23 protein-coding genes are annotated in these 24,087 nt (G+C 54.6%); 5 read left to right on the forward strand and 18 right to left on the reverse strand.

Features of this window, described 5'->3' with window-relative positions; genetic code table 11:
• Positions 1-23: 23 nt before the first annotated feature.
• The 6 genes from nuoF to lrhA form a co-directional block, all read right to left on the reverse strand.
• Positions 24-1,361 (reverse strand): NADH-quinone oxidoreductase subunit NuoF, encoded by a 1,338-nt coding sequence (gene nuoF, locus SK47_RS14765; RefSeq protein ID WP_003861487.1) that lies wholly within the window; start codon positions 1,359-1,361, stop codon positions 24-26.
• Positions 1,358-1,858, reverse strand: coding sequence for an NADH-quinone oxidoreductase subunit NuoE (nuoE, locus tag SK47_RS14770; protein ID WP_003861486.1), 501 nt, complete (start codon positions 1,856-1,858; stop codon positions 1,358-1,360). Before nuoE ends, nuoF begins: the two co-directional genes overlap by 4 nt.
• Before the next feature lie 2 nt (positions 1,859-1,860).
• Positions 1,861-3,663 (reverse strand): NADH-quinone oxidoreductase subunit C/D, encoded by a 1,803-nt coding sequence (nuoC, locus tag SK47_RS14775; RefSeq protein WP_003861484.1) that lies wholly within the window; start codon positions 3,661-3,663, stop codon positions 1,861-1,863.
• A gap of 89 nt (positions 3,664-3,752) precedes the next feature.
• Positions 3,753-4,427, reverse strand: coding sequence for an NADH-quinone oxidoreductase subunit NuoB (nuoB, locus tag SK47_RS14780; protein WP_003861482.1), 675 nt, complete (start codon positions 4,425-4,427; stop codon positions 3,753-3,755).
• A gap of 15 nt (positions 4,428-4,442) precedes the next feature.
• Positions 4,443-4,883 carry an NADH-quinone oxidoreductase subunit NuoA gene (gene nuoA / locus SK47_RS14785; RefSeq protein ID WP_003861475.1) on the reverse strand — a complete coding sequence of 147 codons (441 nt, stop codon included), beginning with the start codon at positions 4,881-4,883 and terminating at the stop codon, positions 4,443-4,445.
• Positions 4,884-5,514: 631 nt separating this feature from the next.
• Positions 5,515-6,453 (reverse strand): transcriptional regulator LrhA, encoded by a 939-nt coding sequence (gene lrhA, locus SK47_RS14790; RefSeq protein ID WP_003861473.1) that lies wholly within the window; start codon positions 6,451-6,453, stop codon positions 5,515-5,517.
• A gap of 936 nt (positions 6,454-7,389) precedes the next feature.
• Here lrhA and alaA point away from each other — a divergent pair.
• Complete coding sequence (alaA, locus tag SK47_RS14795) at positions 7,390-8,604, forward strand: alanine transaminase AlaA (protein ID WP_003861471.1); 1,215 nt, start codon at positions 7,390-7,392, stop codon at positions 8,602-8,604.
• A 117-nt stretch (positions 8,605-8,721) separates the two neighbouring features.
• Positions 8,722-9,321 carry a 5'-deoxynucleotidase gene (gene yfbR / locus SK47_RS14800; RefSeq protein ID WP_003861468.1) on the forward strand — a complete coding sequence of 200 codons (600 nt, stop codon included), beginning with the start codon at positions 8,722-8,724 and terminating at the stop codon, positions 9,319-9,321.
• A gap of 53 nt (positions 9,322-9,374) precedes the next feature.
• Here yfbR and SK47_RS14805 read toward each other — a convergent pair whose 3' ends face one another.
• The 4 genes from SK47_RS14805 to yfbV all read right to left on the reverse strand — a co-directional run bounded on the left by SK47_RS14805 (position 9,375) and on the right by yfbV (position 12,996).
• Positions 9,375-11,207: an SLC13 family permease gene (locus SK47_RS14805; RefSeq protein WP_023314585.1), complete on the reverse strand. Its 1,833-nt coding sequence runs from the start codon at positions 11,205-11,207 to the stop codon at positions 9,375-9,377.
• A gap of 75 nt (positions 11,208-11,282) precedes the next feature.
• Positions 11,283-11,942, reverse strand: a complete 660-nt coding sequence (locus tag SK47_RS14810) for a sugar phosphatase (protein ID WP_003861463.1) — start codon at positions 11,940-11,942, stop codon at positions 11,283-11,285.
• A gap of 11 nt (positions 11,943-11,953) precedes the next feature.
• Positions 11,954-12,448 carry a YfbU family protein gene (locus SK47_RS14815; protein WP_003861461.1) on the reverse strand — a complete coding sequence of 165 codons (495 nt, stop codon included), beginning with the start codon at positions 12,446-12,448 and terminating at the stop codon, positions 11,954-11,956.
• Positions 12,449-12,540: 92 nt separating this feature from the next.
• Complete coding sequence (gene yfbV / locus SK47_RS14820; protein WP_003861459.1) at positions 12,541-12,996, reverse strand: terminus macrodomain insulation protein YfbV; 456 nt, start codon at positions 12,994-12,996, stop codon at positions 12,541-12,543.
• Positions 12,997-13,333: 337 nt separating this feature from the next.
• Here yfbV and ackA point away from each other — a divergent pair, with 337 nt between their 5' ends.
• A complete protein-coding gene (ackA, locus tag SK47_RS14825) occupies positions 13,334-14,536 on the forward strand; it encodes an acetate kinase (protein ID WP_015572267.1) in 1,203 nt (400 codons plus the stop codon).
• 75 nt (positions 14,537-14,611) lie between these two features.
• Positions 14,612-16,753, forward strand: coding sequence for a phosphate acetyltransferase (gene pta / locus SK47_RS14830; protein ID WP_022651538.1), 2,142 nt, complete (start codon positions 14,612-14,614; stop codon positions 16,751-16,753).
• 107 nt (positions 16,754-16,860) lie between these two features.
• Here the strand turns inward: pta and SK47_RS14835 are convergent, their stop codons facing one another.
• The 5 genes from SK47_RS14835 to SK47_RS14855 all read right to left on the reverse strand — a co-directional run bounded on the left by SK47_RS14835 (position 16,861) and on the right by SK47_RS14855 (position 20,842).
• On the reverse strand, positions 16,861-17,814 hold the full coding sequence (locus SK47_RS14835; RefSeq protein WP_003861452.1) for a transketolase family protein: 954 nt from the start codon (positions 17,812-17,814) through the stop codon (positions 16,861-16,863).
• Positions 17,807-18,637: a transketolase gene (locus tag SK47_RS14840; protein WP_048244582.1), complete on the reverse strand. Its 831-nt coding sequence runs from the start codon at positions 18,635-18,637 to the stop codon at positions 17,807-17,809. The genes SK47_RS14835 and SK47_RS14840 overlap by 8 nt, the downstream gene beginning before the upstream one ends.
• Positions 18,634-20,025 carry a PTS ascorbate transporter subunit IIC gene (locus SK47_RS14845; RefSeq protein WP_022651540.1) on the reverse strand — a complete coding sequence of 464 codons (1,392 nt, stop codon included), beginning with the start codon at positions 20,023-20,025 and terminating at the stop codon, positions 18,634-18,636. The genes SK47_RS14840 and SK47_RS14845 overlap by 4 nt, the downstream gene beginning before the upstream one ends.
• Before the next feature lie 21 nt (positions 20,026-20,046).
• Positions 20,047-20,319, reverse strand: coding sequence for a PTS sugar transporter subunit IIB (locus SK47_RS14850; RefSeq protein ID WP_003861447.1), 273 nt, complete (start codon positions 20,317-20,319; stop codon positions 20,047-20,049).
• 79 nt (positions 20,320-20,398) lie between these two features.
• Positions 20,399-20,842 carry a PTS sugar transporter subunit IIA gene (locus SK47_RS14855; protein WP_022651541.1) on the reverse strand — a complete coding sequence of 148 codons (444 nt, stop codon included), beginning with the start codon at positions 20,840-20,842 and terminating at the stop codon, positions 20,399-20,401.
• A 236-nt stretch (positions 20,843-21,078) separates the two neighbouring features.
• Here SK47_RS14855 and SK47_RS14860 point away from each other — a divergent pair, with 236 nt between their 5' ends.
• Positions 21,079-22,098, forward strand: a complete 1,020-nt coding sequence (locus SK47_RS14860; RefSeq protein WP_003861441.1) for a LacI family DNA-binding transcriptional regulator — start codon at positions 21,079-21,081, stop codon at positions 22,096-22,098.
• A gap of 3 nt (positions 22,099-22,101) precedes the next feature.
• Here the strand turns inward: SK47_RS14860 and yfcD are convergent, their stop codons facing one another.
• The 3 genes from yfcD to yfcF are packed head-to-tail and all read right to left on the reverse strand — an operon-like array spanning position 22,102 to position 23,976.
• Complete coding sequence (gene yfcD, locus SK47_RS14865; RefSeq protein WP_003861439.1) at positions 22,102-22,668, reverse strand: NUDIX hydrolase YfcD; 567 nt, start codon at positions 22,666-22,668, stop codon at positions 22,102-22,104.
• 55 nt (positions 22,669-22,723) lie between these two features.
• Complete coding sequence (gene yfcE / locus SK47_RS14870) at positions 22,724-23,275, reverse strand: phosphodiesterase (protein ID WP_048244584.1); 552 nt, start codon at positions 23,273-23,275, stop codon at positions 22,724-22,726.
• Between the two features lie 56 nt (positions 23,276-23,331).
• Entirely contained in the window at positions 23,332-23,976 is a 645-nt protein-coding gene (gene yfcF, locus SK47_RS14875) for a glutathione transferase (RefSeq protein ID WP_003861435.1), read from the reverse strand.
• Positions 23,977-24,087 lie beyond the last annotated feature (111 nt).

Here is a 24,087-nt window from a genome sequence, read left to right on the forward strand (position 1 = left end):
GAGCGTTAATCAAAATTCTGTTTTTACCAGCGCGCTTTCAGCAGGTTCGGCTGAATACCATTGATCGAATGGGTATTGCTGAACGGCTGCTTGATGCCTGCTTCGAATTCGTCGCGGAAATATTTAATCGCGCTTTGCAGCGGCTCGACGGCGCCCGGTGCGTGGGCACAGAAGGTTTTACCCGGCCCTAAGAATCGACACAGCTGCTCAAGTGTCTCGATATCGCCAGGCTGGCCTTCGCCACGTTCGATAGCACGCAGGATCTTCACGCTCCACGGCAGACCATCACGGCACGGTGTGCACCAGCCGCAGGACTCGCGGGCGAAGAACTCTTCCAGGTTACGCACCAGGGATACCATGCCGATCTCGTGGTCGACGGCCATCGCCAGCGCGGTACCCAGACGGCTACCTGCTTTACCAATGCTTTCGAACTCCATTGGCAGGTCAAGGTGGGCTTCGGTCAGGAAGTCCGTCCCTGCCCCACCCGGCTGCCAGGCTTTGAATTTCAGGCCATCGCGCATGCCGCCGGCGTAGTCTTCAAGAATTTCGCGTGCGGTGGTGCCGAACGGCAGCTCCCAGACGCCAGGGTTCTTCACGCGACCGGAGAAGCCCATCAGCTTGGTACCGGCATCTTTGCTTGAGGAGATGCCCTGATACCACTCCACGCCGTTCGCAAGGATCGCCGGGACGTTACACAGGGTTTCGACGTTGTTGACGCAGGTCGGTTTACCCCACACGCCGGAGCTTGCCGGGAACGGTGGCTTGGAGCGCGGGTTCGCGCGGCGGCCTTCCAGGGAGTTAATCAGCGCGGTTTCTTCACCGCAGATATAACGCCCGGCACCGGTGTGCACGAACAGCTCGAAGTCAAACCCGGTGCCCAGGATGTTTTTACCCAGCAGTCCCGCTTCGGTGGCTTCGGCAATCGCGCGACGCAGGTTTTCCGCCGCTTCGATGTATTCGCCGCGCAGGAAGATGTAGCCACGGTACGCTTTCAGCGCGAACGCGGAGATCAGCATGCCTTCCACCAGCAGGTGCGGCAGCTGTTCCATCAGCAGACGGTCTTTATAGGTACCCGGCTCCATTTCATCGGCGTTACACAGCAGGTAACGGATGTTCATGGATTCATCTTTCGGCATCAGGCTCCACTTCAGACCGGTGGAGAAGCCCGCACCACCGCGGCCTTTCAGGCCAGACTCTTTCACCGCGTTAACGATGTCGTCCGGCGCCATGCCGCCAAGGGCTTTACGCGCACCGGCATAGCCGTTTTTGCTCTGATATTCGTCGAGCCATACCGGCTGTTTGTCATCACGCAGACGCCAGGTCAGCGGATGCGTCTCAGCAGTACGAATTACAGTTTTCATTTGTACTGCTCCAGCAGGTCAGGAATCGCTTCCGGCGTCAGATGGCTGTGAGTGTCCTCATCAATCATCATGGTCGGCCCCTTGTCGCAGTTACCCAGGCAGCAGGTTGGCAGCAGAGTAAAACGTCCGTCGAACGTGGTCTGGCCCGGCTTAATATTGAGTTTCTTCTCAATCGCAGCCTGAATGCCCTGATAACCGGTGATGTGGCAGACCACGCTGTCACAGTAGCGGATCACATGGCGGCCTACCGGCTGACGGAAGATCTGGCTGTAGAACGTGGCTACGCCTTCTACGTCACTTGCCGGAATGCCCAGCACTTCTGCGATCGCATAGATCGCCCCATCCGGCACCCAACCACGCTGTTTCTGTACGATTTTCAGCGCTTCAATGGACGCCGCACGCGGGTCTTCGTAGTGGTGCATCTCGTGCTCAATGGCGGCACGCTCTGCTTCACTCAGCTCAAAAGCCTCGGTTTGTGGTTGTTGATTCTCGTGCATAATTAGCGGTCCACATCTGACATAACAAAATCGATACTACCCAGATACACAATCAGGTCGGAGACCAGACTGCCGCGAATGGCGGCCGGGATCTGCTGCAAGTGCGCGAAGCTTGGCGTACGCACGCGGGTGCGGTAGCTCATGGTGCTGCCGTCGCTGGTGAGGTAGTAGCTGTTGATACCCTTGGTCGCTTCAATCATCTGGAAGGATTCCTGTGCCGGCATGACCGGGCCCCAGGAAACTTGCAGGAAGTGGGTGATCAGGGTCTCGATATGTTGCAGCGTGCGCTCTTTCGGTGGCGGCGTCGTCAGCGGGTGATCCGCCTTGAACGGGCCTTCCGGCATGTTGTTGAGGCACTGCTCAAGGATGCGCAGGCTCTGGCGCAGCTCTTCCACTTTCAACATCACGCGGGTGTAGCAGTCGGAAACACCGCCGCCAACCGGGACTTCAAAGTCGAAGTTCTCGTAACCAGAGTAAGGACGCGCTTTACGCACGTCGAAATCAATCCCGGTCGCACGCAGGCCAGCACCGGTAGTCCCCCACTCCAGCGCTTCTTTCGCGCCGTAGGCAGCAACGCCCTGGGAACGGCCTTTCAGGATGGAGTTACGCAGCGCGGCTTTCTCGTAAGACGCCAGACGTTTCGGCATCCAGTCGAGGAATTCACGCAGCAGACGGTCCCAACCGCGCGGCAGATCGTGCGCCACACCACCGATACGGAACCAGGCTGGGTGCATACGGAAACCGGTAATCGCTTCCACCAGATCGTAGATTTTCTGACGGTCGGTAAAGGCGAAGAAGACCGGCGTCATCGCGCCGACGTCCTGAATGAACGTGGAGATGTACAGCAGGTGGCTGTTAATACGGAACAGTTCAGACAGCATTACGCGAATCACGTTAACGCGATCCGGGACGGTGATGCCTGCCAGTTTCTCAACGGCCAGCACGTATGGCATTTCGTTCACGCAGCCGCCGAGGTATTCGATACGGTCGGTATACGGAATGTAGCTGTGCCAGGACTGACGTTCGCCCATCTTCTCGGCACCACGATGGTGGTAGCCGATGTCAGGGACGCAGTCGACAATCTCTTCGCCGTCAAGCTGAAGGATGATACGGAACGCACCGTGCGCAGAGGGGTGGTTTGGACCGAGGTTGAGGAACATGAAGTCCTCGTTTTCGGTGCCGCGCTTCATGCCCCAGTCTTCCGGCTTGAAGGTCAGCGCTTCCATCTCCAGATCCTGCTTGGCTTTGGTTAGCTCAAACGGGTCGAATTCGGTGGCGCGTGCCGGGTAGTCTTTACGCAGCGGGTGGCCGGTCCAGGTCTGCGGCATCATGATGCGCGTCAGATGCGGGTGGCCGTCGAAGGTCATGCCGAACATTTCCCAGGTTTCACGCTCGTACCAGTTGGCGTTCGGGAAAAGTTTGGTGATCGTCGGCAGATGCATGTCGTTTTCAGACAATGCCACCTTGAGCATGATATCCGTGTTGCGGTCTATTGAGATCAGGTGGTAGAAAACGGAAAAATCCGCGGCAGGGAGACCCTGGCGGTGCGTTCTCAGACGTTCGTCCATGCCGTGTAAGTCAAACAGCATGACGTAAGGTTTTGGCAATTTCTTGAGGAAATCGACAACTTCCAGTAATTGCTCACGCTTCACCCAAACAACGGGTACCCCGGTGCGGGTGGCCTGAACAGTAAAGGCATCCGGCCCAAAACGGTTGCGCAGTTCGCCAATGACCGGGTCATCGAGATGATCCCGAGTCTGCCAGGCGGCTTCTTGCGCGGTTAAGTCGGTCATATTGTTCACCATTGCAAATGGTCCGTGGTGACTGTTAAGCCTGGCTTCGCGCTATTTGAGTAGTGATATGCGAAGGTGTTCTCCAGGCCCACAGGCGCAAATTAAATTTCGTCAGGCGTACGCAGGTTGGTGACGGCAATACGTTCACCACGTTTACGCTCGCGCTCAGACTGCATGTTCGCGCGATAGACACCCTGATCGCCAACAACCCATGAAAGCGGGCGGCGTTCTTTACCAATTGACTCCTGGAGCAGCATCAGCGCCTGCATATAGGCCTCTGGACGCGGCGGGCAACCCGGGATGTACACATCCACCGGAATGAACTTATCAACGCCCTGCACAACGGAATAAATGTCGTACATACCGCCGGAGTTTGCACATGCGCCCATGGAGATAACCCATTTTGGCTCCAGCATCTGGTCATAAAGACGCTGAATAACCGGTGCCATCTTGGTAAAGCAGGTCCCTGCCACCACCATCAGGTCAGCCTGACGCGGAGAAGCACGCAGTACCTCGGCCCCAAAACGCGCAACGTCATGCACCGCAGTGAATGACGTCACCATTTCAACGTAGCAGCAAGAAAGGCCAAAGTTGTATGGCCAGATGGAGTTCTTACGACCCCAGTTGACCATGTCGTGCATGGCATGTTCGAGCTTGCCCATGTACACGCTTTTGTTGACTTCTTGCTCCAGGGGGTCGGTTACGATCTCCTGTTTTTGCAGGGGGTAACGGTCATTCTCACCGTTAGGATCTATGCGGGTGAGCGTATAATCCATCTTATTGCCTCGCTGTTACTGCTGACGATTAGAGATACTGTTTTCCGGGTTGATGTGTTCACGGCGTGAACGCACAGGTGTCCAGTCCAGCGCGCCGATACGCACCAGATAAACCAGACCGGCCAGTAACACTAAAATGAAAATTGCGGCCTCGACAAAGCCCACCCAACCACTTTCGCGAATGGAGGTAGACCACGCGAAGAGGTAAAGCGCTTCCACGTCAAAAATGACGAAGAACATGGCTACCAGGTAAAACTTGGCAGACAGGCGTAAGCGAGCGGTACCTACTGAATCAATACCTGATTCGAAAGGTGTGTTTTTGTGCCTTGCGCGGGCGCGACCGCCCAGGAACCAGCCGCCGACTAACATCAGGCAGCACAGGCCAATGGCTACAATAAGAAAGATTGCGAATGCCCAGTGATGAGCGATGACTTCTGTGGATGTTGACATACTCATTGCTTACTCATCAAAAGTGATACCGACGACACTGCTCTTGCTGGCAGATGGGCATCACATCGATTCATGGGGAGGAACAAAATAACCTTACACTAACTGTCAGAAATGAGACATAGACAGCAAAATGATGGGGTTTTTTACTCCTTTCTATAACCTTTTGTCAACTTTAACAAAGGTTTCTTCACATTAAATTACAACGTGCGATTCTCATTAACATTTGGTGCCCTTTAACCCTGGTGGGTACATGACTTTCCGTCAAATGCATCTTGTTGAATCGTGTCCGTTTTGGAAGTAAAAAAAATAACCCTCCTATTTTGACAGGATTTGCCAACGATTCCTCCCCCCAAATGGGAGTATTTTCTTGATCTGAGACACGCTTTTGTTAATTCAATCAAAAAAACAGCAACATATTTCCTGTTTTTTTAACATCGGTGGGGTATGAGGTAAGTTAGAACAGGTCTTGTTTACATCTTAATCAAAAGCATTTTCTGCATTGATAAATAAGCGGTATTTGCTTTATCCCTGCTCCGCCCGCGGTTATGAATAGCAAAAAAAACCACTCGCAGGAAAAAATCATGCGAGTGGCTCTTTTTTGCACTTACATTTTGTTACGAGAATTTTGAGGGAATGATCACTCAAAATCCCCTTCCACAATCAGGGAGTCATCCCCTCCTTCGGGAGTAACAGCCGCGTACTGCCATGGATTGTGGTAGTTTTCCATTGCCTCGAATACCACTTTTGCCAGCTCGTTGTTGCTGGCGGCGTTATGGCACAGCAGGTACTCCGTATCCGGCAACGACGGGAGTCCCTCGGATTGACCCAGCACACGCAGATCGGGGCTCATCATTTCCACCGGACGGGCCGTTACGCCAAGCCCAGCCTTCACCGCCGCTCGCACTGCGGGCAAGGTTGACGCCACGTACGCCAGGCGCCATGGAATACTGGCTTCGTTGAGCGCTGCCAGCACCATATCGCGGAACGGACTGGGATCATCCAGCAGGACCAGGGGTATCGGCTCACCTTTCTGCAATACATACTCCGCGGCACAGTACCAGTGCGTTGGAGAAGTACGCAGCGTCAGGCTGTCAAACTGGCCAGGTCGATGCGTGGTGACCACCAGGTCAACCTCGTTTTCTGTCAGCATCTCAACCATGAAGGCATTGCGTTTAACGCTAACGTCCAGGGCAAGCTTCGGATAAACCGAGCTAATTCTGTTGAGAAGGAAGGGTAAAATGGTATCTGCTGATTCATCTGACGCCCCTAATGTTAACACTCCCTGAAGGTTGCTAAACATTAATGACATACAGGCTTCATCATTAAAGCGCAGTATCTTTCTGGCATAACCCAGAAGCTGAATACCATGTTCTGTTAAAAGCTTATTACGCCCATGACGCGCAAAAAGCTCTTTACCAACCAGTTGTTCCAGCCGCTGCATTTGCTGACTCACGGCGGACTGGGTACGGCAAACGGCGGCAGCAGCTGCTGCAAAAGTGTTGAGATCGGCGACCGCAACAAACGTTCTCAGCAGATCGAGGTCGAGATTCATTATCGGACGATTTGCATTTATCATATCTTTTCACTTTCAGGTTGCTCGTGCGGAGCTGCCCGGGTTGAAGCTGTGTGTAACAGTTAAGCAATTCCTTCTGAAGAGTTTCCCTCGCATCCCGGCCCGGCAGACTGCCTGACAGATAGTTATTGTACTGCGGTATATCACCAGTCAGAAATCACGTTTCATGACGTTATTTTTATTCTCTTGCGTCCAGGATATTTCTTTGTTTGCAGGTCGATGTAAATACCATAAAGAGTAAGACATGTTTTCTGCCATCTATATCGCAGCGTTGCCAGCGTAGCAAGATGTGACTTACCCAATCAGCCAGAGATAACTTTAACAATAACAATCGATTAATACAGAAAAGCAGAAGCCGATATACGTAACAGGCCTATCGCTATGCTGCATTCCCGAAACACATCTTAACCCAAATCCACTATATTTATAAGTCTTATTGCAATATTAAGGAGTTACCGCCAATGATAAGCAACTACACTCTTTTTATTAAAATTAACGAAAGTTGCATTTTCGTCGTTAATAATAAATAAAGTTTAATTTAGATTCAGGCCATTCATTAATAACCCTTAACATTAATTTCACATGAGTAACTTTTAGCCTGGCTTTGCTAATATGGCAATCGGTATCTCAGCATTCAGGTTTTACGAATGATCACTCAGGGGACTAATGCATCAGCCCGAATCGTCTTTTTATTTACACCAGAATAAAATTCCTAGTTACATGCAATTTTTAGCATAAAAAACCCATTAATAACCTTTATTACGATAAATTCAGGCACAAAATCACTCCCTCGTTAGAGTAAGCGATCACAGCGACATTCCCCGGTGGAACGAAATCTTCTTCTGTGCGCCCTTCAAAACGAAGCGCGGGGGGAGTACATTGTTCTGTGCACACTTCCACGGCAGGAAGTTGTAATAATAGCGAAAAGGTTAAAGGTTCATGTCCCCTATCGAAAAATCCAGCAAGCTCGACAACGTCTGTTACGACATCCGTGGCCCGGTACTCAAAGAGGCAAAACGCCTTGAAGAGGAAGGCAATAAGGTTCTGAAACTCAACATCGGCAACCCCGCGCCATTTGGTTTTGAAGCGCCGGATGAGATCCTGGTGGATGTGATCCGTAACCTGCCCACTGCACAAGGCTACTGCGATTCAAAAGGGCTTTACTCCGCCCGTAAAGCCATCATGCAGCACTATCAGGCTCGCGGTATGCGCGACGTCACCGTTGAAGATATCTACATTGGCAACGGTGTCTCGGAACTGATCGTTCAGGCGATGCAGGCGCTCCTGAACAGCGGCGATGAAATGCTGGTTCCTGCCCCAGATTATCCGCTGTGGACGGCTGCGGTGTCCCTGTCCAGCGGTAAAGCGGTGCACTACCTGTGCGACGAATCCTCTGACTGGTTCCCGGATCTGGATGATATTCGCGCCAAAATTACCCCGCGCACCCGGGGTATCGTGATCATTAACCCGAATAACCCGACGGGCGCGGTCTATTCAAAAGAGCTGCTGATGGAGATCGTCGAGATCGCCCGCCAGCACAACCTGATCATCTTTGCCGACGAGATTTACGACAAGATCCTGTACGACGCGGCGCAGCACCACTCTATCGCCGCGCTAGCACCCGATCTGCTAACGGTCACCTTTAACGGACTGTCTAAAACTTACCGCGTTGCCGGTTTCCGTCAGGGCTGGATGGTACTGAACGGTCCGAAAAAACATGCGAAAGGCTACATTGAAGGGCTGGAGATGCTGGCATCCATGCGTCTGTGCGCCAACGTACCGGCGCAACATGCGATCCAGACAGCACTCGGCGGCTATCAAAGCATCAGCGAGTTTATCGTTCCAGGCGGCCGCCTGTATGAACAGCGCAACCGTGCATGGGAATTGATTAATGATATTCCGGGCGTCTCCTGCGTGAAGCCTAACGGCGCGCTGTACATGTTCCCGAAAATCGACGCGAAGCGCTTTAATATTCACGACGACCAGAAAATGGTGCTCGACTTCCTGTTGCAGGAAAAAGTGCTGCTGGTTCAGGGTACGGCGTTTAACTGGCCGTGGCCGGATCACGTGCGTATCGTCACCCTGCCGCGCGAAGACGATCTCGAAATGGCCATCAGCCGCTTCGGGCGCTTCCTCTCCGGGTACCATCAGTAGCGCTGACTATCCGCCGGGTAGCACTGCGCTTACCCGGCCTGCAACATCCGCAAATTTGCATCTTCCCTCCCCTCCCCGCACAATGAAGTCTGTCGCAGTGAAGACATAAGGTAACCTATGAGTCAGAGTCATTTCTTTGCCCACCTCTCCCGCCTGAAACTCATCAACCGCTGGCCGCTGATGCGCAACGTGCGCACTGAAAATGTGTCTGAGCACAGTTTACAGGTTGCTATGGTCGCGCACGCGCTGGCCGCGATTAAAAACCGCAAATTCAACGGGCAGGTGAATGCCGAACGTATCGCCCTGCTGGCGATGTACCACGATGCATCGGAAGTGCTGACCGGGGATCTGCCTACGCCGGTGAAATATTTCAACTCGCAGATTGCCCAGGAATATAAAGCTATTGAGAAGATTGCCCAGCAGAAGCTGATCGACATGGTGCCTGAAGAGCTGCGCGATATCTTCGGGCCGCTCATCGACGAGCATCAGTATACGGAAGAGGAGAAATCCCTGGTTAAGCAGGCCGATGCGCTGTGCGCCTACCTGAAGTGTCTGGAAGAGCTGTCCGCCGGGAATAACGAATTTTTACTGGCAAAAACGCGTCTGGAAAAAACGCTGGAATCTCGTCGCAGCGAAGAGATGGACTACTTTATGCGCGTGTTTGTGCCGAGCTTCCATTTGTCACTGGATGAGATTAGCCAGGATTCGCCGCTGTAGTTTTTTGCCGGGTGGCGGCTCCGCCTTACCCGGCCTACGTTTCTGCACTCACGCTAAAACGGGAATAACACCGGAATTAACACCACGCATACCAGCATTACCAGCACGGTGAACGGCACACCCAGCTTCACGAAATCACTGAACCTATAATTCCCGGGCCCCAGCACCAGCGTATTGACCGGGGAAGAGACCGGCGTCATAAATGCCGCGGACGCCGCCATCGCAACCATCATCGCAAACGGATACGGCGAAACGCCCATCGATTTTGCCATCGCCAGCGCAATGGGCGCCATCAGCACCGCCGTTGCGGTATTGGAGATGAACAAACCAATGGTGGCGCACATGACGAACAGGCAAACCATCATCAGGTACGGACCATATCCCCCGCCCGCGTCCATTAAGCCTTTTACGATCAAATCCACCCCGCCGGTTTTCTGTAGCGCCAGGGCGAAGGGCATCATCCCGACGATGAGAATGATGCTCGGCCAGTGAATCGCTTTGTAAGCGCTTTCGGCGTCGATACAGCGGAATTTGCCCATTAACAGACAGGCGATTATCGCCGCCACCGGGTTAGGGATCTCGTCCGTCAGCATCAGGGCAACCATCAATACCAGGCAAAAAATCGCATGGGGCGCCTGGCTGTGCGCCGGTGATGCATCGCTCTCTTCAATCGGCATATTTAGCACCACGAAATCGCGGCCTTTCTGCCCGAGCTGACTAATCAGTTTCCAGTTGCCGACCACGAGGAAGATATCCCCCAGCAGGATCGGCTCATCCACCACCGCCCCTTCAAGGGCTACGCCATCGCGCTTCAGGCCTACCACGTTGAGGCCATAGCGGGTACGAAAGCCGATTTCACGCACGGTTTTGCCCAATAACTCCGATTCCGGGATCAGCGACACCTCGGCCATTCCCACATCCAGCGCCTGGTCAGAGAAATACTCGCCGCGCAGGACCATCGGCTCCAGCAGCTGCTCGCTACAAAACTCCCGCAGATCCACGTCCGCGGTGGACATATCAATCAGCAGGACGTCACGCGCGCGAAACTCTGACACCCCGTTCACGTTAACGATCACCCGACGAAAACGACGCCAGCGCTCAACCCCGATGACGTTCGCGCCATAGCGTTCGCGTAGCTTAAGGTCATCCAGCCGCTGCCCCACCATAGGCGACCCCGGGCGGATAGCCAGACGTCGGGCACGCCCGGTCAGACGATACTCTTTAATCAGATCGCGGAAAGAGCGCCGCTTCCAGCCCTCTTTGGCTTTATCCTGCTTCTCCCCTTTCAGCGCAAAACGGGTCAATAGCATATAGATAATGCCCATCACCAGTACCACCAGCCCGATCGGCGTAACGCTGAAAAAGCTAAACCCCTCAAGCCCCTCACGGATCAGTTCGCTGTTCACGACGAGGTTCGGCGGCGTCGCGACCAGCGTCATCATGCCGCTGATGAGCCCGGCGAAGCTCAACGGCATCATCAGCCGCGACGGGGAGATCTGCATCCTCATGCAGACGCTCAGCACGACCGGAATAAAGATGGCCACGACGCCCGTAGAGCTCATAAACGCGCCCAGCCCGGCGACCGTCAGCATCAGGTAAATCAGCATTTTGGTTTCGCTGCTGCCCGCCACTTTCACCAGCCACGACCCCATCATCGTCGCCACGCCGGTGCGTACCAGCCCGTCGCCAATAATAAACAGAGCGGCAATCAAAATAACGTTGGGATCGCTAAACCCGGAAAAGGCTTCCGGCAGGGAAAGGGTACCGCTCAGAACGAATGCGACAATCACAAACAGGGCGACGGCATCCATGCGCACCTTGCCCGTGGCAAAAAGAATGATGGCGATTAACAGCAGGCTCAGGACCCAAATCAGTTCACCGTTCACAACATGTCCTTGTCAGTGGAGGAGAAGCAATTCTGCCATAAAAAAGCCCCGGTAATGCGGGGCTATATCATGGGATTACATTTTTAGCGAGACGGTTACAACTCCGTCTGACGCCTTCGAGACGTCGATGGCGGTCAGGGTGTTAAGCACGAAATCCGCCTCCTCCAGCCGGGGGGAACCCGCCGGGACGTTAACGGCAATGACGTGGCTGCCGGCGTTCAGCCCGGCCAGCACGCCTGCCGCCGCGTCTTCCACCACCACGCACTCTGCTGGCGCAAGGCCGAGCAGTTCAGCGCCGAGCAGGAACGCATCCGGTTCAGGCTTGCCGCGCTTCACGCGCTCAGCGGTAATGAAGACGTCCGGCGTCGGCAAACCTGCCGCCTTATGGCGTGCATGCGCGACGGGAACCGAGCCGGAGGTGACGATAGCCCACGGGATCTGCGCTTCATTCAGGTGCTCAAGCAGTTCGCGCGCACCGGGCAGCGCGGTGATACCCTCGGTATCGGTAGCTTCAATCTGCTCAAGATAGCGGAACTCCGCCTGAATCTCTTCCTCAGAACGTCCCGCCAGGAAGTGCCGCAATGAGGTAATGGCCTGTTTGCCATGGATGAAATTCAGTACGTCCTGATGGTCAATGCCGTGCCGGTCGGCCCAGTGGCACCACGAGCGCTCCACCACCGGCAGCGAATCCACCAGCGTACCGTCCAGATCAAACAGAAAACCTTTACACTGCACACGAACCTCCGTCAGGCATTAATGATTTGTTGAATTTCGTTGCTGCTTAAATGGTACTGACGCGGACAGGCGTGCCACGCGCTCAGCATACGTTGATACTTATCCCACATCGGGGTCTGGGCGTTGAAGCCGTGCGTACCCGCATCAAAATGGGTGTAGCGCCCTTCGGTATTCACCATAAAGCGTACATAGCTCAGATAGCGCGCTTCCGTCGCAGCATCAAAGCCCAGGAACGTCACGCGGCGCTCGTCAATAGTCTGCTGGTCCTTCAGATTGGTCCAGGACACATGCAGCGCATGGTACATCTCCATGATGTCGATAACGATACGGCAGGTTTCCTCTTTCAGTTCGCCAAATTCGCGATCCAGTTCGCGCATCTGCAAGCCAAAACCACGTTCAACAATGGTTTGCAGGCGGCTGTAGCGCGCAGCGTTATCGGGATCAAGCATAGTCATCATCTTGTACTGGTTAGACAAAATCAGACGTTGAGCATGGGTCATTTCCATCTTTCGACTCCTGTAGCGCATTGCACTGTAAAAAAAAGACACGGTAACTGATTGTTACTGTGCCTTCTTTTGGTCGTCGTTTCGATGATCAATCACAAGTCATCGAGGAATGTTTTATCAAGCTGTTTAAACGCACGCTTGAGGGTATCCGCCAGCGCCTGATAGTCCGGCTTACCCTCAACCGGTGCCAGCGCCTGGCCAGCCTCTTCCAGTTTTCCACGCACTTCATAAAACCAGTGTAAAATAGAAGGCGGAAGTGGCGTGACGGAACGTTTACCTAACCACCATAGCCCCTGCATCGGCAGGCTTAACGCAAAGAGCGCCGTCGCGACGGCAGGGCCAAGCTGCCCACCTAACGCTATCTGCCAGCACAGGGTAAAAACGGCAATCGGGGGCATAAAGCGAATCGCATAGCGCGTGGCGCGAATAGTGCGATTTTCAATAAACATGGGCGCGAGGCGCTTTTCCATCGGCCATGTCTTTGCGTAATGCTGTCCCCGACGAAACAGACTAAAAAAGTTCACGGACGGGATTTCGGGTGTCGACATGGCTGTACCTCAACTTCACATATAAAAATTAAAATTTTCGTGCAAAACCACAACAGGCTATGACAACGTTCAAAATATTTTGTCATCGCTACCCCGTATCGGGTATCCTGTGCCAGCCTGATAGGGCCGTAGACGATAAGCGTTAACTCGTCAAATTATCGCATATTATGCCATTGTCTGAAAAATGTTCAAAATGGCTTAAAATCATAGGTATTTCTTTCATCCTGCCAGAATGTTCGTTTGGCATGATGTTAATCATAAATGTCTGGGTCAGCATGCGTTACGCTTTTAGACTCACTGACGTTTTTTTAGCCACGTATCAATAATAGGTACTTCCATGTCGAGTAAGTTAGTACTGGTTCTGAACTGCGGTAGCTCCTCACTGAAATTCGCCATCATCGATGCGCTCAACGGTGACGAGTACCTCTCTGGTTTGGCCGAATGTTTCCATCTGCCTGAAGCACGTATCAAGTGGAAGATGGACGGCAGCAAACAAGAAGCGGCTTTAGGTGCAGGCGCCGCTCACAGTGAAGCGCTGAACTTTATCGTTAACACTATTCTGGCACAAAAACCAGAACTGTCTGCTCAGCTGACCGCAATTGGTCACCGTATCGTCCACGGCGGCGAAAAATACACCAGTTCCGTGGTAATCGACGACTCCGTGATTCAGGGTATCAAAGACTCTGCGTCTTTCGCACCGCTGCATAACCCGGCTCACCTGATCGGTATCGCTGAAGCACTGAAATCCTTCCCGAGTCTGAAAGACAAAAACGTGGCCGTGTTTGATACTGCGTTCCATCAGACCATGCCGGAAGAGTCTTACCTCTATGCCCTGCCATACAGCCTGTACAAAGAGCACGGCGTCCGTCGTTACGGCGCTCACGGTACCAGCCACTTCTATGTGACTCAGGAAGCCGCAAAAGTGCTGAACAAGCCGGTTGAAGAAGTCAACATTATCACCTGCCACCTGGGCAACGGTGGTTCTGTTTCCGCTATCCGCAACGGTAAGTGTGTTGACACCTCTATGGGTCTGACCCCGCTGGAAGGTCTGGTGATGGGTACCCGTTCCGGTGATATCGACCCGGCGATCATCTTCCACCTGCACGACACCCTGGGCATGAGCGTTGACGACATCAACAAAATGCTGACCAAAGAGTCTGGCCTGCTGGGCCTGACCGAGGTCACCAGCGACTGCCGTTACGTTGAAGACAACTACGCAGAAAAAGCTGACGCTAAACGTGCAATGGACGTTTATTGCCACCGCCTGGCGAAGTACATCGGTTCTTACACCGCGCTGATGGAAGGCCGTCTGGATGCTGTTATCTTCACCGGTGGTATCGGTGAGAACGCGGCAATGGTACGTGAACTGTCCCTGGGCAAACTGGGCGTTCTGGGCTTCGAAGTTGATCATGAGCGTAACCTGGCTGCCCGCTTCGGCAAGTCTGGCTTCATCAACAAAGAAGGCACCCGCCCTGCTATCGTTATTCCAACTAACGAAGAGCTGGTCATCGCGCAAGACGCACACCGCCTGACTGCCTGATTCCACACCGCCAGCAATGCTGGCGGTGCTGTTTTGTAACCCGCCCAACGCGGCGGTAACGAAAGAGGATAAACCGTGTCCCGTACTATTATGCTGATCCCTACCGGAACCAGCGTCGGCCTGACCAGCGTCAGCCTCGGCGTGATCCGCGCTATGGAACGCAAAGGCGTTCGTCTGAGCGTCTTTAAGCCTATCGCCCAGCCACGTGCCGGTGGCGATGCGCCAGACCAGACCACCACCATCGTTCGCAAGAACTCCAATCTGCCAGCGGCTGAACCGCTGAAGATGAGCCACGTTGAATCTCTGCTCTCCAGCAACCAGAAAGACGTGCTGATGGAAGAGATCATTGCCAACTACCACGCAAACGCGCAGGACGCGGAAGTGGTGCTGGTTGAAGGCCTGGTCCCGACCCGTAAACACCAGTTTGCCCAGTCTCTGAACTTTGAAATCGCGAAAACCCTGAACGCAGAGATCGTTTTTGTGATGTCTCAGGGCACGGATACCCCAGAGCAGCTGAAAGAGCGTATCGAACTGACGCGCAGCAGCTTCGGCGGTGCGAAAAACACCAGCATCACCGGCGTGATTGTTAACAAGCTGAACGCGCCAGTAGATGAGCAGGGCCGTACGCGTCCTGACCTGTCCGAAATTTTTGACGACTCCTCCAAAGCGAAAGTCATCAAAGTTGACCCGGCTAAGTTGCAGGATTCCAGCCCGCTGCCTGTTCTGGGCGCGGTGCCATGGAGCTTCGATCTGATTGCCACCCGTGCAATCGATATGGCGCGTCACCTGAACGCCACCGTGATCAACGAAGGCGATATCAACACCCGCCGCGTGAAGTCCGTAACCTTCTGCGCACGTAGCATTCCACACATGCTGGAACACTTCCGCGCAGGTTCCCTGCTGGTGACCTCTGCTGACCGTCCAGACGTGCTGGTTGCAGCGTGCCTGGCTGCGATGAACGGCGTGGAAATCGGTGCAATTCTGCTGACCGGCGGCTATGAAATGGACGCGCGTATCAGCAAGCTGTGCGAACGTGCGTTCGCCACTGGCCTGCCAGTCTTCATGGTGAACACCAACACCTGGCAGACCTCCCTGAGCCTGCAAAGCTTCAACCTCGAAGTGCCGGTTGATGACCACGAGCGTATCGAGAAAGTTCAGGAATACGTTGCGGGCTACATCAATGCGGACTGGATCGAATCCCTGACGGCGACCTCCGAGCGCAGCCGTCGTCTGTCTCCTCCAGCCTTCCGTTACCAGCTGACCGAGCTGGCGCGTAAAGCGGGCAAACGCGTGGTTCTGCCAGAAGGCGACGAACCACGTACCGTTAAAGCGGCAGCCATCTGTGCAGAACGCGGTATCGCGACCTGTGTGCTGCTGGGTAACCCGGATGAGATCAACCGCGTTGCGGCGTCTCAGGGCGTTGAGCTGGGCGCTGGCATTGAGATCGTTGACCCGGAAGTGGTTCGCGAAAGCTACGTTGCTCGCCTGGTTGAACTGCGTAAGAACAAGGGCATGACCGAAGCCGTTGCGCGCGAGCAGCTGGAAGACAACGTCGTGCTGGGTACGCTGATGCTGGAGCAGGACGAAGTTGACGGTCTGGTTTCCGGTGCGGTTCACACCACCGCGAACACCATCCGTCCACCGTTGCAGTTGATCAAAACCGCACCGGGCAGCTCTCTGGTCTCCTCCGTGTTCTTCATGCTGCTGCCTGAACAGGTTTATGTTTACGGCGACTGCGCGATCAACCCGGATCCAACCGCAGAGCAGCTGGCAGAAATCGCTATCCAGTCTGCGGACTCCGCGATTGCCTTCGGTATCGAACCGCGCGTCGCGATGCTCTCCTACTCCACCGGTACCTCTGGTGCAGGTAGTGACGTAGAGAAAGTCCGTGAAGCGACCCGCATTGCGCAGGAAAAACGTCCGGATCTGATGATCGACGGCCCGCTCCAGTACGATGCCGCGGTAATGGCTGACGTGGCGAAATCCAAAGCGCCGAACTCGCCGGTTGCAGGTCGCGCTACCGTGTTCATCTTCCCGGATCTGAACACCGGTAACACCACCTATAAAGCGGTACAGCGTTCAGCAGACCTGATCTCCATCGGGCCAATGCTGCAAGGCATGCGCAAACCTGTGAACGACCTGTCCCGTGGTGCGCTGGTTGACGATATCGTCTACACCATCGCGCTGACGGCGATCCAGTCTTCGCAACAGCAGTAATGTTTTGCCGGATGGCGCTTCGCTTATCCGGCCTACAGGACCGTAGGCCCGGTAAGCGCCAGCGCCACCGGGCAACAAAAAGGCGACCACACGGTCGCCTTTTTTTATTACAACAGCTCCCGCGCCGCCGACACAATGTCATGTGCCGTCAGGCCATACTCCTTTTGCAAGAAGTCCTGCGTGCCCACCTGACCATATCGTTCCTTCACCCCCACCCGACGCAGGGGCACCGGACAGGTTTCCACCAGCACTTCCGCCACCGCCGACCCCAGCCCGTTGTGAATGCTGTGGTTTTCGCAGGTCACAATACGCCCGGTTTTCTCGGCATAGTTTTTCACCAGCATCCGATCGATAGGCTTCAGGGTAAACATGTCGATGACCGCTGCGCTTACCCCCTCCTGCTCCAGCTGGCGCGCCGCCTCCAGCGCTTCCGCCACCATAATGCCGTTAGCAATCAAGGTAATATCGGTTCCCTCGCGCAGCACGTTGCCCTTGCCGATGGTGAAGGTTGACCCCGGGGCATACACGCTCGGGGCTTGTTTACGGATGGTCCTCACCCAGTAGAAGCCTTCCAGGTCGATAAGCTGACGCAGCACATCTTCGAACATCACCGCATCGGTCACCTCCAGCACCACTGAATGCGCCAGACCGCGCACGATGCCCATGTCCTCGAACGACATATGCGTCCCGCCGTTGTGGCAGGCCGTCACGCCCGCATCCGAGGCAATCACCTTCACGTTATTGCGCTGGTAGTCCAGGGACATAAACAGCTGGTCGAAGCAGCGACGGCTGGCAAAGGCGGTAAAGGTATGGACGAACGGCTTACGTCCGGTGAGCGACAGCCCGGCGGCCGTCCCAATCACGTTAGCCTCCATAATGCCGCAGTTGATGACGTGCTGTGGATAATCACGCGCTACGCCGTCCATCGCCATCGAACTCATCAGATCCGCTTCGAGCGCAATAATCTCGCTCCCGGCCTCAATCTGTTTTGCCACAAAACCCGCGTAGACCTTACGCATCTCAACGGCATCTTTCTGTCCTGTCGGTGCAACCTTAATCATGTGAAGCCTCCAGTTGGCGAATCGTCTCGTTGAGCGCCGCTTTGCTCTCCTCAGTTAATCGCAGGTGATGCGAGTTGCTGAGCTGTTCCAGGTATGGCACCCCCTGCCCTTTGATGCTGTCGAGGATCACCACCCGCGGATGCGCATCGGCCGCAGGGATCGGCGCGGTCACCTCCAGCAGCGCCGGAATGTCATCCCCTTTCACCGTCACCACGTCAAAACCAAAGGCGCGGAATTTGCCTTCCAGGTCGAAGGCGCTGATGATTTCGTCCAGCTCGCCGTCGAGCTGCTGTTTGTTCCAGTCCACGAATACCGTCAGGTTGTTCAGTCGATGGTGAGCAATAAACTGGAAGGCTTCCCAGCACTGTCCTTCGTTCAGCTCCCCGTCACCGACGATGCAGAACACCCGGTTTGGCCTTCCTGCCAGCTTGTGCGACAGCGCCATGCCGCCAGCGATGGAGATCCCCTGCCCCAGTGATCCGGTGGTGGCATCCACGCCGCGTGTTTTCAGGCGATCCGGGTGACTTGGCAGACGCGTCCCGTTCTGGTTCAGCGTGCTCAGCTCTTCAATCGGGAAGTAGCCCTTAATCGCCAGCGTACTGTACAGCGCCGGGCCCGCATGGCCTTTCGACAGCACAAAGTAATCGCGCTCTGGCCAGTCCGGATCGGCCGGGTCAATTTTCATCACCGCGCCGTACAGCACCGCCAGCGTTTCAACGACTGACATGCTGCCGCCGTAGTGCCCAAAACCCAGCTGCGTAAGGGATTTCAGCGTCTCAAGGCGAATCTGACGCGCCAGTTCGGTTATTTCATTCTCATTCATGATTTGGCTCCGGGGTTTTCCTGCGCGTTACCGCTGGCAGGTTTGTTTTTAGCGAAGACGTTGTAGGCCACCAGCAGCGCGAACAACACAACAACCAGTCCGGTGATGGCAAACGGCGACAGGAAGCGCGCCAGGTTGCCCAGCACAATCCCGACCGCACCAAAATCAGCGTCCGAGAAGGTCGTATTCGCAAAGCCAATTGCGCCCAGAACAGGCAGCAGCAGGACCGGGAGGAAGGTGATCAGCAGGCCATTAGCAAAGGCGCCAATCATTGCCCCGCGGCGTCCACCGGTGGCGTTACCAAACACGCCCGCCGTTGCACCGGTGAAGAAATGCGGCACGACGCCCGGCAGGATCAACACCCAGCTAAACTGACCGCAGATGAACAAGCCCACAATCCCGCCGAGGAAACTAAACAGGAAGCCAATCAGCACCGCGTTTGGCGCATACGGGTAGACTACCGGACAGTCCAGCGCAGGCCGCGCATTGGGCACCAGTTTTTCCGAGAAGCCAGTAAAGGCCGGGACGATTTCCGCCAGAATCAGGCGCACGCCCTGCAAGATGATGAACACGCCTGCCGCGAAGGTGATGGCCATAATGATGGCGTACACCAGGTAGTTCTGGCCGCCGCTGAAGGTGGCCTCCACGTACTCACGTCCGGCGCTCACCGCCATGATCAGGTAGATAATCATCATGGTCAGGGAGATGGAGATTGAACTGTCACGCAGGAAGCTAAGGTTCTTCGGCAGGTTCATCTCTTCGGTGGAGCGCGAACCTTTACCGACCTTGCTGCCAATCCAGCCGGACAGCACGTAGCCCAGCGTGCCGAAATGACCGAAGGCGATCTCATCGTTGCCGGTAATACGCTTCATATAGCGCTGCGCAATCGCCGGGAAGAAGGCCATAATCAGGCCGAGGATCAACGAGCCGGTAAAGACCAGCCCGACCCCCTCGAAGCCTGCAACCGTCAGGATCACGCCAATCATGCATGCCATGTAGAAGGTGTGATGCCCGGTGAGGAAGATGTATTTCAGGCGGGTAAAGCGCGCAACAATAATATTCGCCACCATCCCGAAGGCCATAATGAGCGCGGTGGAAGCGCCATATTTTTCCAGGGCAATCGACACAATAGCTTCATTGTTGGGAATAATGCCCTGAATATTAAAGGCGTGCTCAAACATACCGCCGAGCGGATTTAATGAGCCCACCAGCACGGTTGCGCCGCCGCCCAGTACAATAAAGCCGAGAATGGTTTTAATTGTGCCTTTTACCACATCCGAAAAGGCTTTTTTCTGCGCCACAAGACCAATCAGGGCAATTAAACCGACCAGCACTGAAGGGACTTTTAAAATATCAACAACGAAGTTCAGCGTTTCAAGGATAAACATATCCACCTCGCCTTATCAGGATTATTGTCTTTCGAACCAGGCGCGCAACTGCGCTTCGAGTTCGTTAATATCGATGATATTGTTGATCACCACCAGCTGGCTTTCCGGCACGCTGGCGCTTGCGGCAATGTCTTTCGCCATTACAAACAGGTCCGCCGCGCCCGGCGTAGCCGAGGAGAGATCGGAGTGTTCAACCTCGGCCTCAATTTCCAGTTTTTTGAGCACCTTTTTAATATTCATTTCGACCATAAAACTGCTGCCCAGGCCGGAGCCGCAAATAGCCATGATTTTCATTGTTATCCCCTTTTTTGAGTAGAGTACGCCCCATCACGCTGACGCGTAATGTTGAGATGAATCGGATTAAATAATTAAATCAGAAGCGATCGATGATGGTTTTTATCTCCTCCAGCGTATTCGCCCGATGTAATTCAGCCATATCTTCGTCGCTGGAAAATAATTCCGCTAAGGCTGAGATCATTTCGATATGGCTATGCTTGTCCGGCGCCGCCAGCATCACAATCACATCGACGGGGTCAAACTCACCGGCACCAAAAGAGACACCCTGTTTCAGTTTTAATAATGACAGGCCAAGTCCTTTCGCCCCTTCTTCCGGTCGCGCATGGGGCATTGCCAGCCCTGGAGCCAGCACATAGTAGGGACCTAACGTGTGATGCTGCTCGATGATAGCCGTGACATATTCCGGCGCAATGACCTGCAAATCCAGCAGCGGTTTCGCGCACAGTTCCAGCGCCTGGGGCCAGCTTTCAACGCTATCCTGTAGGATGATGGTTGTATCATATATCCACTTTTTGAGCATTTTTCACTCCCGCTAAAGACCAGACATGGGCAAACTCTATTCAACCCATCAATTAATGACTGCGATCGCGATCACAAAGATAGCGCTACCAACAACTAACATGCAGAACTGTGATAGCGCTATCAAATTACTATCATGGTGCGAAATCACAGCAAAAAAAGGGATTTAAGGCGTATACTGCCTGTCACGTAAAATGAAGGATGAAACTGAATCGCGTCCTGTCAGCAGGAAGATGTATGTCTTTAACCCGAAAACGGCGCAGTACCGGAAAAGTAACGCTCGCGGATGTCGCGCAGCTTGCCGGCGTAGGCACGATGACTGTTTCCCGTGCCCTCCGCACGCCCGAACAGGTTTCCGATAAACTGCGTGAAAAAATTGAAGCCGCGGTGCAGGAGCTGGGATACATGCCCAATCTTGCCGCCAGCGCACTGGCATCGGCATCGTCATGGACGATTGCGATGGTTGTACCCAATCTTTCCGAAGCTGGCTGTTCCGAGATGTTCGCCGGGCTACAGCAGGTGCTCCAGCCAGCCGGATATCAGATCATGCTGGCGGAATCTCAGCATCGTCTTGAACAGGAAGAGAAACTGCTTGAAACGCTGTTGGCCTCGAACATCGCCGCGGCGATACTGCTCAGCGTCGAGCACTCTGATACCGTGCGACACTGGCTAAAAAACGCCTCTATCCCGGTGATGGAAATGGGTGCAATGCGTGCCGATCCGATTGATATGAATATCGGGATTGATAACGTCGCCGCCATGTATGAACTTACCGAGATGGTGATTCAGCGCGGCTACCAGAATATCGGCCTGCTGTGCGCTAACCAGGAACAGTGGATTTTTCAGCAGCATTTGCAGGGCTGGTACAAGGCGATGCTGCGCCACCACCTGGCGCCGAACAGAGTGATTAATGCCGCCATGCCGCCGAACTTCTCCACCGGCGCGGCACAATTGCCAGAGTTCCTGCTGGCGTGGCCGGAGCTGGATGCGCTGGTGTGCGTATCAGATGAACTGGCCTGCGGCGCGCTGTATGAGTGCCAGCGTCGGCGCATCAAGGTGCCGGACGATTTAGCGGTCGTAGGTTTTGGCGACAGCGACGTCAGCCGCGTCTGTCAGCCGCCGCTGACGACGATGGCAGTACCGCATCGCAAGATTGGGATTGAAGCCGGGAAAGCGTTACTGGAACGTCTTAATGACGGAGACTGGCGCGACCATAAACCCATCGCGTCCAGCCTGTGTCTGCGGGAAAGCTGTTAAGGCTTACTCAGCCTCTTCCTCTTTTTCCGCCTTATTTTCCGGTTTAGCGGATTCGTTTTTGGCGTTGCGGGTCATCCACAGCGCCAGTGCTTTAAGGGAATCCGGAGTGAATTCGTCGCAACGCGCGGTGATCTCTTCCGGCGTCATCCAGCTGACTTCGCTCACTTCCTCTTCCTGCAAGGCGAAAGGCCCATGGGAAACGCAGCTAAACAGCCCGCCCCAGACGCGACAATGCTCATCTTCGAAATAAAACTGCCCGTGCTCGGCAAACGGCACACCAGCGATACCTAACTCTTCTTCCGCTTCACGACGCGCGGAATCCAGCAGCACTTCATCGGCCTGCACGACGCCACCCGCTGTGGCATCCAGCATACCAGGAAGAAAATCTTTGGTGTCGGTGCGACGCTGGACCAGAATCTTGCCCATGCCGTCATGAACAACGATGTACGTCGCGCGGTGACGCAGACGCTCCGCACGCATTTGTTCGCGGCTGGCCTGCGCGATCACTTCATTTTCTTCGCTGACAATGTCAACCCATTCAGTACTTGCCAAATGATTCTGCTCCACCATCGGGAAACCTTCTCGTCTAAGCGCTCTTTCGGCGCGTTTGCAGTTGTGGTGTAACTTACGGATTAATCGCTATCTGCGCAATAACTTGCTGATCATTAAGTGCGATAACGCTTAATGTCCCGTCTTCATACATGCCGTAGCTTGCCGGGTTGCCGCCTTTAGGAATGCTGACAGACCCGGGGTTAAAGTGATAAAACGCCCCGCGCTTTTCCGCCACCGGAATATGAGTATGACCATAAACCAGGACATCGCCAGCGGCGAGTGACGGCAGGTTATCCGGGCCGAACAGGTGCCCGTGGGTCAGGAACAAACGGCTGTTTTCCATCAACACATGTTGCCAGGGAGCGGTAATGGGAAAATGCAGCAGCATCTGGTCAACTTCACTGTCACAGTTGCCGCGAACGGCGATAATGCGCGAGGCAAAATGATTAAGTTTTTCCGCCACCTGTGCGGGAGCATAGCCTTCCGGCAACGCATTGCGTGGGCCGTGGTTTAACACATCGCCCAGGATCACCAGCCACTGCGCCCCGCTTTGGGCGAACAGAGAAAGCACGCGTTCGGTCGCGGGCAGCGATCCATGAATATCCGACGCAAACATCAGTTTCATCAGTTACTCCTCGGGAATACAGACTGCCCCTATCATACCTCAAGCGTCCCGTCTTATCAGCCCGCGCGCTTAGCAGAGAGTGCCAGATAGCGCTGTACCGACGCGCGTTGCCACTGGAATGTGGCGTAATCCACCAGCAGTTGTGGGACGTCATCCCCGTTGAGGATCAGGCGATTGAGCATCAGCGCCAGATCGGTGTCGGCAATACACCACTCGCCAAACAGGTTGGGGTTACCCTGCGCCAGCAGCGATGACGCAGTTTCGATCAGCTTCCGGGCGCTGGATAAGCCTTCCTCACTGAGGGCGGGCTTTTTGACGCCAGCGAACACCACGTCCGTGGAGCGTTCTGTGCGAATCGGCACCAGGTCGCTACGCAGCCACGCCTGGATCTGGCGGGCGCGGGCGCGCTTTTGCAGATCGTGAGGATAGATGCGTTCCCACTCAGGCGGGGCAAAGCGGTCCTCAAGGTACTCGTCAATCGCCGAAGATTCACTCAACTCAAAACCGTCGATCTCCAGCACAGGGACTCGGCGGGTGAGCGCGTAGCCCTGCCACTGAGGCTTCAGGTGTTCGCCGCTGTCCAGGTCAACGGTTTTCAGAGTAAAAGTAAGCCCCTTTTCTGCCAGCGCCACATAAACGCTCATGACATAAGGAGAAAAAAAGTTCGCATCGGACCACAACGTTATTACAGGCTGGCTCATAACATCCTCTTCGGCTGATCGGTTTTCACTCAACATATAATCTCTTTGCCTCGCTGTCACTTGATGAAAACTCACGATTTACAACAAGCACCTATACTGATTTTTCATGGC

This window comes from Enterobacter sp. BWH52 (genome assembly GCF_001037565.1).
Lineage (GTDB): Bacteria > Pseudomonadota > Gammaproteobacteria > Enterobacterales > Enterobacteriaceae > Enterobacter > Enterobacter hormaechei_C.

Coding starts and splice junctions, on each gene's coding strand:
- SK47_RS14850 (WP_003861447.1), bottom strand. CDS start 20,319: ATGAAAATCATGGCTATTTGCGGCTCCGGCCTGGGCAGCAGTTTTATG.
- SK47_RS14840 (WP_048244582.1), bottom strand. CDS start 18,637: ATGAATGAGAATGAAATAACCGAACTGGCGCGTCAGATTCGCCTTGAG.
- lrhA (WP_003861473.1), bottom strand. CDS start 6,453: ATGATAAATGCAAATCGTCCGATAATGAATCTCGACCTCGATCTGCTG.
- SK47_RS14835 (WP_003861452.1), bottom strand. CDS start 17,814: ATGATTAAGGTTGCACCGACAGGACAGAAAGATGCCGTTGAGATGCGT.
- SK47_RS14855 (WP_022651541.1), bottom strand. CDS start 20,842: ATGCTCAAAAAGTGGATATATGATACAACCATCATCCTACAGGATAGC.
- yfcD (WP_003861439.1), bottom strand. CDS start 22,668: ATGGTGGAGCAGAATCATTTGGCAAGTACTGAATGGGTTGACATTGTC.
- yfbR (WP_003861468.1), top strand. CDS start 8,722: ATGAGTCAGAGTCATTTCTTTGCCCACCTCTCCCGCCTGAAACTCATC.
- yfcE (WP_048244584.1), bottom strand. CDS start 23,275: ATGAAACTGATGTTTGCGTCGGATATTCATGGATCGCTGCCCGCGACC.
- SK47_RS14845 (WP_022651540.1), bottom strand. CDS start 20,025: ATGTTTATCCTTGAAACGCTGAACTTCGTTGTTGATATTTTAAAAGTC.
- alaA (WP_003861471.1), top strand. CDS start 7,390: ATGTCCCCTATCGAAAAATCCAGCAAGCTCGACAACGTCTGTTACGAC.
- nuoA (WP_003861475.1), bottom strand. CDS start 4,883: ATGAGTATGTCAACATCCACAGAAGTCATCGCTCATCACTGGGCATTC.
- yfbV (WP_003861459.1), bottom strand. CDS start 12,996: ATGTCGACACCCGAAATCCCGTCCGTGAACTTTTTTAGTCTGTTTCGT.
- yfcF (WP_003861435.1), bottom strand. CDS start 23,976: ATGAGCCAGCCTGTAATAACGTTGTGGTCCGATGCGAACTTTTTTTCT.
- ackA (WP_015572267.1), top strand. CDS start 13,334: ATGTCGAGTAAGTTAGTACTGGTTCTGAACTGCGGTAGCTCCTCACTG.
- nuoE (WP_003861486.1), bottom strand. CDS start 1,858: ATGCACGAGAATCAACAACCACAAACCGAGGCTTTTGAGCTGAGTGAA.
- nuoF (WP_003861487.1), bottom strand. CDS start 1,361: ATGAAAACTGTAATTCGTACTGCTGAGACGCATCCGCTGACCTGGCGT.
- nuoB (WP_003861482.1), bottom strand. CDS start 4,427: ATGGATTATACGCTCACCCGCATAGATCCTAACGGTGAGAATGACCGT.
- SK47_RS14815 (WP_003861461.1), bottom strand. CDS start 12,448: ATGGAAATGACCCATGCTCAACGTCTGATTTTGTCTAACCAGTACAAG.
- nuoC (WP_003861484.1), bottom strand. CDS start 3,663: ATGGTGAACAATATGACCGACTTAACCGCGCAAGAAGCCGCCTGGCAG.
- SK47_RS14860 (WP_003861441.1), top strand. CDS start 21,079: ATGTCTTTAACCCGAAAACGGCGCAGTACCGGAAAAGTAACGCTCGCG.